This is a genomic window from Burkholderia sp. Ac-20353 (assembly GCF_017104785.1).
Lineage (GTDB): Bacteria > Pseudomonadota > Gammaproteobacteria > Burkholderiales > Burkholderiaceae > Burkholderia.
Genome location: NZ_JAAGPL010000285.1, coordinates 1 through 8502, shown reverse-complemented (window position 1 = coordinate 8502; position 8502 = coordinate 1). Strand labels below are relative to the sequence as shown.

8 protein-coding genes and 2 pseudogenes are annotated in these 8502 nt (G+C 66.3%); 8 read left to right on the top strand and 2 right to left on the bottom strand.

Annotated elements, in window-relative coordinates; all coding sequences use genetic code 11:
• Nucleotides 1-350 (top strand): annotated as a pseudogene (locus G3N94_RS37965) (hypothetical protein); the annotation flags it as partial.
• A gap of 126 nt (nt 351-476) precedes the next feature.
• On the opposite strand, the gene G3N94_RS37960 reads toward G3N94_RS37965, so the two are convergent.
• Nucleotides 477-1448, bottom strand: coding sequence for a thymidylate synthase (locus tag G3N94_RS37960; RefSeq protein ID WP_205799349.1), 972 nt, complete (start codon nt 1446-1448; stop codon nt 477-479).
• A gap of 41 nt (nt 1449-1489) precedes the next feature.
• Nucleotides 1490-2887: a sigma-54 dependent transcriptional regulator gene (locus G3N94_RS37955; RefSeq protein WP_205799348.1), complete on the bottom strand. Its 1398-nt coding sequence runs from the start codon at nt 2885-2887 to the stop codon at nt 1490-1492.
• Nucleotides 2888-3414: 527 nt separating this feature from the next.
• Here G3N94_RS37955 and G3N94_RS37950 point away from each other — a divergent pair.
• The 7 genes and pseudogenes from G3N94_RS37950 to G3N94_RS37920 form a co-directional block, all read left to right on the top strand.
• On the top strand, nt 3415-3774 hold the full coding sequence (locus tag G3N94_RS37950) for a hypothetical protein (protein WP_205799347.1): 360 nt from the start codon (nt 3415-3417) through the stop codon (nt 3772-3774).
• A 46-nt stretch (nt 3775-3820) separates the two neighbouring features.
• On the top strand, nt 3821-4303 hold the full coding sequence (locus G3N94_RS37945) for a hypothetical protein (RefSeq protein WP_205799346.1): 483 nt from the start codon (nt 3821-3823) through the stop codon (nt 4301-4303).
• Complete coding sequence (locus tag G3N94_RS37940) at nt 4300-4923, top strand: hypothetical protein (protein ID WP_346778772.1); 624 nt, start codon at nt 4300-4302, stop codon at nt 4921-4923. Before G3N94_RS37945 ends, G3N94_RS37940 begins: the two co-directional genes overlap by 4 nt.
• A gap of 24 nt (nt 4924-4947) precedes the next feature.
• Nucleotides 4948-6393, top strand: a complete 1446-nt coding sequence (locus G3N94_RS37935; protein ID WP_205799345.1) for a cell wall anchor protein — start codon at nt 4948-4950, stop codon at nt 6391-6393.
• Between the two features lie 71 nt (nt 6394-6464).
• Entirely contained in the window at nt 6465-7175 is a 711-nt protein-coding gene (locus tag G3N94_RS37930; protein ID WP_205799344.1) for a C39 family peptidase, read from the top strand.
• Nucleotides 7176-7181: 6 nt separating this feature from the next.
• On the top strand, nt 7182-8015 hold the full coding sequence (locus tag G3N94_RS37925; protein ID WP_205799343.1) for a peptidase C39: 834 nt from the start codon (nt 7182-7184) through the stop codon (nt 8013-8015).
• Nucleotides 8016-8209: 194 nt separating this feature from the next.
• Nucleotides 8210-8502 (top strand): annotated as a pseudogene (locus G3N94_RS37920) (hypothetical protein); the annotation flags it as partial.

The following is an 8502-nucleotide window of genomic DNA, read 5'->3' as shown; positions in this document are numbered from 1 at the left end:
GCCCGCGCCCCGATTTCACCGCGCCCGCGCAGCACACGCAACCGCAACCGCGGTCGGATTACACCGCACCGGCGGCACGGCCGCACCCGGACTACTCCGCGCCGGCGCCGCGTCCGAGCTACACGCCGCCGCATGCGAACGAATATCGTCCGCCGGCTCCGGTTCACGAAGCGCCGCGCCCGCAGCCTGCAATGCCGGCGCCCCGCATGGAGCCGCGTGCAGAGCCGCGGCCGCAGGTGCAGGTGCAGGCCCCGCGCATGGAGCCGCGCCCGGCGCCGCCGCCGCCCCAGCAGCACGCGCAAAGCAGCCCGCCGCCGCAAGCGCAGCACGACAACCGGCGTCACGAATGAGTGAGCGCGTGAGTGAGCGTGTGACTGAGCGCAAACGCGGATGACAAGACGCCCCGACCGGCAGAAGCCGATCGGGGCGTCGTTTTGTCGACCACCGGTTGTCGGGCGCTGCGCCCGACGCGTGCGCTAGACGGCCATCGGCGCCGTCAGCGGCTCATGGTGCCGGTACCCGACGAGCGAGAAGTCGGACGGCTCGACCTTCTCGAGCCACTCGGGTTCGTAGACGCCCGTCTGCGCATAGTCGGGCACGCGATCGGCGATCACGAGCCGCGGGCTCTCGTACGGTTCGCGCGCGAGCTGCTGCTGCAGCATGTCGAGCTGGTTTTCGTAGATGTGCGCGTCGCCGATGAAATAGGTGAACCAGCGCGGCGTATAGCCGGTCAGGCGGCCGACGAGCGACAGCAGCGCCGCGCCTTCGGTCAGGTTGAACGGCGTGCCGAGTCCGACGTCGTTGCTGCGGATGTACAGGCACAGCGAGATCTCGCGCTTCGTCGCGTTCGGCAGGAACTGATACAGCAGATGGCAGGCCGGCAGCGCGATCTGGTCGAGCACCGCCGGATTCCATGCGTGGAACAGGATGCGGCGGTCGGACGGGTTCTCCATGATCGTGTCGAGACACTGGCGCAGCTGGTCGATCGCCTTGTACAGCAGCACCTTCGGCGCGCCGCCCTCGTCGAAACGCGTGACGATGCGAAAGCCGCGGCGCGTCGCATCGGCGATCTGCGCGTCGGCGCCCGCGTCGAGCACCTTGTAGCCGGGCCACTGGCGCCACTGCACGCCATACACGTCGCCGAGATCGTCGACGCCCTGCCGGTACGGATTCGCGAGCCATTGCGCGTTGTCGTTCGCATTGGCGTCCCACACCTTGCAGCCGAGCGCGCGGAAATCGGCCGCGCTCTTCGACGCGCGCAGGAAGCCGACCAGCTCGCCGATCGCCGACTTGAACGCGAGCTTCTTCGTCGTCACGGCCGGAAAGCCTTGCTGGAGGTCGAAGCGCAGCATCGCGCCGGGCATGCTGATGGTGCGGATGCCCGTGCGGTTCTCCTGCCAGCTGCCGGTGTCGAGGATGGTGCGAACGAGGTCGAGATACTGTTTCATGCGGGTTCCTTCGGCCGCGAGGGCGGCCGCACCCGCCAATTTTAGCAAGCGTGCCGCGGAAGGTTCGGCAACGGCGCCGGAAAACCGGCCAGCGCATCCCCTCGATCACGCATCCCGTGCGCACACATCAGCCGGTACAACGTGACGCGCGACACGCCGAGCTCGCGCGCGGCATCCGCGAAACGGCCGCGGTGCCGCAAGAGCGCGTGCTCGATCGCCTGCCGCTCGGCCGCCTCGCGGGCCTCGACGAGCGACACGGGCGCGAGCACCGCATAGTCGCCGAGCTCGAGATCCTCGGCCGTGATCACCCGGCCCTCCGACATCACGATCGCGCGGCGCACGCGGTTGATCAGCTCGCGCACGTTGCCCGGCCACGGATAGCCGTACAGCGCGGCAATCGCGTCGGGCGAGAACCCGCGCAGGCGTCGATGCGAATCGCCCTTGAAGCGCTCGAGCATGTGCCGCGCAAGCACTTCGATGTCCTTGCCGCGTGCGCGCAGCGGCGGCTCCTCGATCTTCAGCACGCAGAGCCGATGGTACAGGTCCTCGCGAAAGCGCCCGTCGCGCAGCGCCACTTCCATGTCGACATGCGTCGCGCAGATCACGCGCACGTCGACCGGCACCGACACGTGTGCGCCGAGCCGTTCGATCTTGCCCTCCTGCAGGAAGCGCAACAGGCTCGCCTGGCTCTCGAGCGGCAGGTCGCCGATCTCGTCGAGGAACAGCGTGCCGCCGTGCGCGGCCTCGACGCGGCCGATCTTGCGCTGGTTCGCGCCGGTGAATGCGCCGCGCTCATAGCCGAACAGCTCGGCCTGCAGCAACGTCGACGGGATCGCGCCGCAGTTGATCGCGATGAATGCCCCCTGCGCACGCGACGACCGCTCGTGAATCGCGACGGCCGTCAGTTCCTTGCCGGTGCCCGATTCACCGGAAATGAACACGGGCGCATCGGTCGTCGCCACCCGGCGAATCATCTTGAACAGCGCGAGCATCGCCTCGCAGGTGCCGACCATCTCGCCTTCCCCGCGCCCGGCCCCCGCCGGCAGCGGAACCGGATCGGTCAGCGCGACCATCCCGTGCGCATGGCCGATCGTCTCGACGATGCGCGACGTCTCGTACGGCATCGTCACATAGTCGAAGCAGTAGTCGCGAATCAGGTGCCGCAGCGCGGCGTCCTGCAACTGGCCGCGCTGCGTCGCCGCGATCCAGCCGATATGCGGGATCGTCAGGCAAGGCTCGAGTTCATGCAGGTCGGCCGGTTTGAAACCCGAAGAGAAATCGAGCAGCCCGGCCGTCGCGACGCCGTGCTGCACGACACGCCGCACGTCGCGCACGGTTTCGGCGAGATCGACACGCCAGCCACGCGCGTCGAAGTGTCCGCGCAACGCATCGCTCGGCTCCCGGGAGAAATAGATCACATGCCGTGCTTCGGCTTCCATACGCTCACCCCGTCATCAACCGTCTAACGATTACCGACGCATGCCAAGTCGCATGCAAAAATCGAATCGGGTCCATGCACAGGCTGGCTCGATTCACCATGCAATGCGAGGCAGCGCCACACCTCGCATGATGGCGCGTACGAATTCGCGGACAGCGGCCGCGGGTCTCTTCGCGTGTGGTTCTTGTTTGGTCAATGCAGCTTAGTTATAGGCGCTCATTAAGACAAACCGATTTCAACGCCCTGCGTGCGATCGAAGCGCAACCCGACCGGATACTCGCGATTCCTCTGCATATATGCGCGGGCGCGCGGACTGTTTCTCGCATCGACACGTAGCACCGATTTTCATCCTTGAAGCGGATTGCTTGAATCCGCAGTACTCCCAAGTCCCCTCGTTTCAGGCCTGAAACATTTTTTTGGCGTTTCGCTTCACGACCCGATACACCGGAATGCAACGCGCAATCGCGACAACGGTTTCACGTCGATGGCATGCAATTCGCTGAATAGGGGGTACACCGGAGACACGCCATGCGACACGTCCTTCGCCCTTCTCTCGCCTCGATGGCCATTGCGCTCGCAGCCGCATGGCTGCCGGCTTCAGCGTCCGCCGAGGATGCCGCACCACCGGACACGCCAGTCGCAACGTTTGCGTCGCCGCTCGCGGACGCTTCGTGGATGAAGCGTTATACGCCGCTCGACGAGGAAACGCTCGGCCAGCAGCGCGGCCGCGCGCCGGGCTACGTGACGGTCGCGACATCGGCGCAACTGACGACCGGCAATGCGTCGGTGACGCTGTGGGACGAGATTACGCCGCCCACACCGATGCCGATGCCGGTCGACGCGCAACGCGCGATGCAGGGCAATAACGCGAGCTACACGCGCAAGTAACCGGCACCGCCGTTCGTCGAACAAGACGCGAACCAAGAGGCACGACATGAACGTTCCGCTGTTTTCGCTGCATCACCCGGCACTCGCCGTGCTGTGCGCAGCGCTCACCGGCATCGGCTGCGGCACGGCTTTCGCGCAGGAGTCGACCGCGAATCCCGGCGACATCGTCGTCGCGCGCGACATCACGCCGCGCGTCGCATACGACCACGTGCCGAAGGATCAGGACCCCGTGCTCTCGCGCGCGACAACGTTCCCGGCCAGCAGCTTCAACCCGATGATCGCGACGATGGTGTCCGACGTGGATCTGACGAATGCGCACGGCTCGAACGGTGTCGCGCCTGGCGGCGTGCTCGGCGACATCGGCATGCAGGCCGTCACGCGCGTGCTCGCGGGCGATTCAGGCAACAGCTCGATCGTGCGTGGCGCGGTCGGCGGCGTGCCGACGACGGGCGGCATCGGCGGCACGATCTCGAACTCGGTAACGGGTGCGCTCGCCCCGCTCACGAGTGCGTTGGGAGCGGTCAAGTGAACGCGCGCACGCTATGCGCGCCGCTCGCCAGCGCATTGCTGGTCGCGCTCACCACACTCACCGCGCCCGGCGCATTTGCGCAGAACGCGCCGGTGGTCAGCGGCAACGCGACGATCGCTACCGGCGCAGGCAGCGACACGACAGGTGCGCTCGCGGTCAACGAGGCGGCCGGTCTCGACAACGCGCAGAGCAATCAGCTGGCTTTGGGAATGGGCGCCACCGGCGCCGGATACGTCGGCGTCACGCAGTCGGCCGTCACGCACGCACGCGTCGGCGACACGGCGACGCGCATCGAGGGCTCGGCATTTTCGAATGTCTCAGGCGCATTGATGGTGAACCAGAGCGCCGGGGCAGGAAATCTTCAGCGCAACAGCATCGTGCTCGGCACGCTGGGCGCGGAAGCGCGGGCTGTCTCGGATACCGAACTATCCGAGACAGCCCCGGGACCCGGAGGACCGGGGCTCCCGGTGGGCGGGCGGGGTATGCCCGAGGCGTCGATTAGCGGCGACGCTTTCAAGCATATCAGCGGCATCGTACAAGTCAACCAGACCTCCGGCGCCGGTAATGCGACGGCAAACAGTTTTGTGCTCCGTCCCCCGGCGGGCACTCTTTTTAATTAAGCCATCACCGAAACGGAGCGTACTATGAAGCGCACACTCATTGCAGCGGCGGTATTCGCGGCAGCGGCCGGGTCCGCAATCGCGGCGCCGCCGAAGGTGTACCTGTTCAACACGACCGGTGTGCACGAAACGGTCGGCATACGCGGCTGGGTCCGGATCTTCGGCTGCGTGACCGTGACGAGCACCGCCGGGGCGGTCGTCAACAACACCCAGACGGTCATGTTGCCGGAAGGGACATCGCTCGATCCGAACTATCACAGCTACACGCTGGGCGCGGTCACGAAGACCTACAACAACGAGGACAAGAACGTCTCGGTGACGGGCAGCGCGTCGTACTCGGCAAGCGAGTCGTTCTCGAAGACGTGGTCGTCGCAGTGGAACGCATCGCATACGTCGACGCACGATTCGTCCAGCGCGACGGCGTGGGCGTCGGCCGAAAGCCGGAATACGCAGTCCAGCAGCGACACGCAGCATGCTTCGTCGTCGAGCGACACGAGCGCCAACAGCGGCCACGAGTCCGTCGCGGGCGTGCTGACGGGCACGGTCGCGACGTCCGCCAGCACGAGCGAGACGCATACCCATACCGGCAACCATCGCAATGGCGGCAGCAGCGAGAACGTGAACTTCAACGGCAGCCTCTATGTGTCCGGCGCGGCCGGTGTCGCATGGGACGGCGCATCGTCGAAGGGCACGACGCACAACGACACGTCGAGCTCATCGACGAACACGAGTTCGTCGATGAGCGAGTCGGGCTACCACGCGCGCGTGCACCACGACGAGACGGCGTCCACCGCATCGTCGAGCAAGTCGGGCGAGAAGAGCCGGTCCGAACAGTTCTCGGTGAACCAGTCGTGGAGCTACAACCTCGACCTCGACCAGACTGACGTGACGAAGACGGGCAGCGTCACGCACTACACCGACACCCGCCAGGCCGGCGTGCTGAATGCAGGTACCGGCAGCAACGCCGCGTCGGGCGTGACCGGCAATCTCGGCGTGAACGTCGCCGAAGGCATCGACAACGCGCAAAGCAACGACGTGTCGCTCGCATCGGTCGATATCGGCAACGTGTTCGGCAATGCGCAGATCTTCAGCAAGCAGTCGTCGGCAGGCTCGGCCAGCGTCAACAACTTCAAGCTGAACGCGACGGTCGGTGACGGCTCGCTGTCGAACGTGTCGGGCAATGTCGGCGTGAACGTCGCGTCGGGCATCGGCAACGTGCAGAACAACAGCCTCGCCGGCTCGGTCACGACCATCAATGCGACGCAAGCGCAGACGGTCGCGATGGTCGCGACCGACGACAACACGCAAACCGCGGCGGCTGGGGCCAGCGGACGCTTCGAAGGCAATGCCGTGCTCGGCGCGAACACGCTGCACAACTCGACCGGCAACATCGGCGTGAACATCGCCGGCGGCGTCGGCAACCTGCAGCACAACGGTCTCGCGATCGCGGCGCTCAACAACGGTCATTGATCGTTGAAACCGGGGGAACGCGCGCCGTGCCGCCGCTCATCGCGGCGCGGCGCGCGAAGCAGGAGATCAGCATGTCCGGGGAACATCGGTTGTGGCCGCTGCGCATCGCCACCGCCCTCGCGGGCGGCGTCTGGTGCGCGGCAGTCGCGGCGCAATCGAGCATCGATGCGTCCACGCTCGTGGGTGTGCCGCTCACGAAGCACCTGCAATCGATGCGTGACCTGCGCTATCGCGACATCGTCAACCAGCAGTTCGATTTCAGCTGTGGGTCGGCCGCGCTCGCGACGCTGCTCAAGTACGGCTACGACATCGACATTCCGGAAACCGAAATGATCCGGCGGATGATGGCGTTCTCGACGCCCGACGTCGTGGTCAAGAACGGCTTCTCGATGCTCGACATGAAGAAGTTCGTCGAGACGCTCGGCCTGCGCGGCCGCGGCTTCCGGGTCGGCATCGACGCGCTGTACCACCTGCAGATACCCGTGCTCGTCCTGATGAACCTCGACGGCTACGAGCACTTCGTGATCGTCAAGCATGCCGAAGACGACCGGATCTTCATCGCCGACCCCGCACTCGGCAACCGCATCGTGCTCGAGCAGGATTTCGCGAGGACCTGGAACGGCCTCGTCTTCGCCGTGCTGGGCAAACCGTTCAAGGAGGATTCCCCGCTTTTGCAGAACAACGAATCGCTGGCGCTCAAGCTGCGCGACCAGGCGCTCAACACGGGCAACGCCACGATTCCTTTCGTCGAATTCGGCTTGATCAAGGCAGACCTGTTCTGACCCGTCATGAAACGCTCCCTTTCGCCGCTTTGCGTTGCATGGTGTGCTGCCATGTGCGGTTACGCGAGCAGCGCCATGGCAGCCGGGAACGCGCTCGGCGCGCCCGGCGCGCCAGATTTGCGTCCGTTCGACAATCAGGTGCGTGCACCGGCCATGCAGCTCGTCGACGATGACGTCCTCGCCCGCCAGACCGGCAAGTATGCGGACGCATCGATGATTTCCGGGTTCGTGCTGAACCTCGTGTCCGAATGGCAACTGCCGAACGGCGCCCTCGCGATCGCGCAAGGCACGCTGTCGGCATCCACGAATGCCGAACACCACGTCCACACGCATGTCACGACACTCGCGAAGGTCGTCGACGGCGACGACGCGCCGACCGGCGCGAACCCGAACGCGATCGCCACGGGCGGGCAACCGGTATCGGTCAACGGCATCTCGCAGGTCACGCAAGTCGCGGGCAACAGCAACGCCGGCACCAACGCGGCCGTCATCGATTTCAATGCGCACAATCCGGCGCCGGCGCCGCTGCCCGGCTCGACGTCGAACCCGAGCGCATTCGCGACCAATACGGCCGGCACCGTGAAGGCCGGGGTCTCGTTCACCGGCAACGGAGTCTCGGTCGTGCTGCAGACACCCGCGGGACTGGCCACCCAGTCGATCGCGCCGGCATCCACCGGGCAGGCCGGCTCGATCGCGCAACTGCTGCAGGTCGCAGGCAATCGCCAGATCGTCTCGAACCAGCTGCAACTCCTGCTGCAGACGCAGCAGATGTCACCGGCGACGCTCCGTCAGATGGGCGTCCTGCAGGCGCTGCAAAACAGCGCGCTGTCGAGGAGATGACGGGCGGCGCGCAAGCCGCGACATCGCACATGCAACCGCTTCATGTGCCGCATCAGGCGGCCGCGAACCGGACCCTTTGGTTTGCTTCGCGGCCGCTCCATCCGGGGGGAAGGGCCATGTATCACAAGTCGTCAACATGTCTACCGCACGCCAGGCTTGCCGCCATTCCGGCTGCGGTGCTCTGCTTTACGTTCATGCAAGGTGCACACGCGCAGGCGCTCGCCAACCAGTCGCTCGAGGAGCGGCTCAATACGCTGATGAAGGTCGTCGACGAGCAGCAGCACAAGATCGACGCACTCGAGCGCCAGGTCGTCGATCTCGAGATGGCTCGCCGCGGCCGCGGCGAGCCCGGTGCGCCCGGCGCCACCGATCCGGGCGCGCTGGTGTCCCAGTACACGCCCGTCACGCCCGCACCGGGCGAAGGCACCGGCACCGCGACCGGCGTGCCGGTCAATCCACCGCCGCCCGCGGGCAGCGCCGAAACCGG

Bases quoted from the DNA above. Each gene is read 5' to 3' on its own strand.
- G3N94_RS37925 (WP_205799343.1), top strand. From the start codon at position 7,182: ATGAAACGCTCCCTTTCGCCGCTTTGCGTTGCATGGTGTGCTGCCATG.
- G3N94_RS37955 (WP_205799348.1), bottom strand. From the start codon at position 2,887: ATGGAAGCCGAAGCACGGCATGTGATCTATTTCTCCCGGGAGCCGAGC.
- G3N94_RS37945 (WP_205799346.1), top strand. From the start codon at position 3,821: ATGAACGTTCCGCTGTTTTCGCTGCATCACCCGGCACTCGCCGTGCTG.
- G3N94_RS37935 (WP_205799345.1), top strand. From the start codon at position 4,948: ATGAAGCGCACACTCATTGCAGCGGCGGTATTCGCGGCAGCGGCCGGG.
- G3N94_RS37950 (WP_205799347.1), top strand. From the start codon at position 3,415: ATGCGACACGTCCTTCGCCCTTCTCTCGCCTCGATGGCCATTGCGCTC.
- G3N94_RS37930 (WP_205799344.1), top strand. From the start codon at position 6,465: ATGTCCGGGGAACATCGGTTGTGGCCGCTGCGCATCGCCACCGCCCTC.
- G3N94_RS37960 (WP_205799349.1), bottom strand. From the start codon at position 1,448: ATGAAACAGTATCTCGACCTCGTTCGCACCATCCTCGACACCGGCAGC.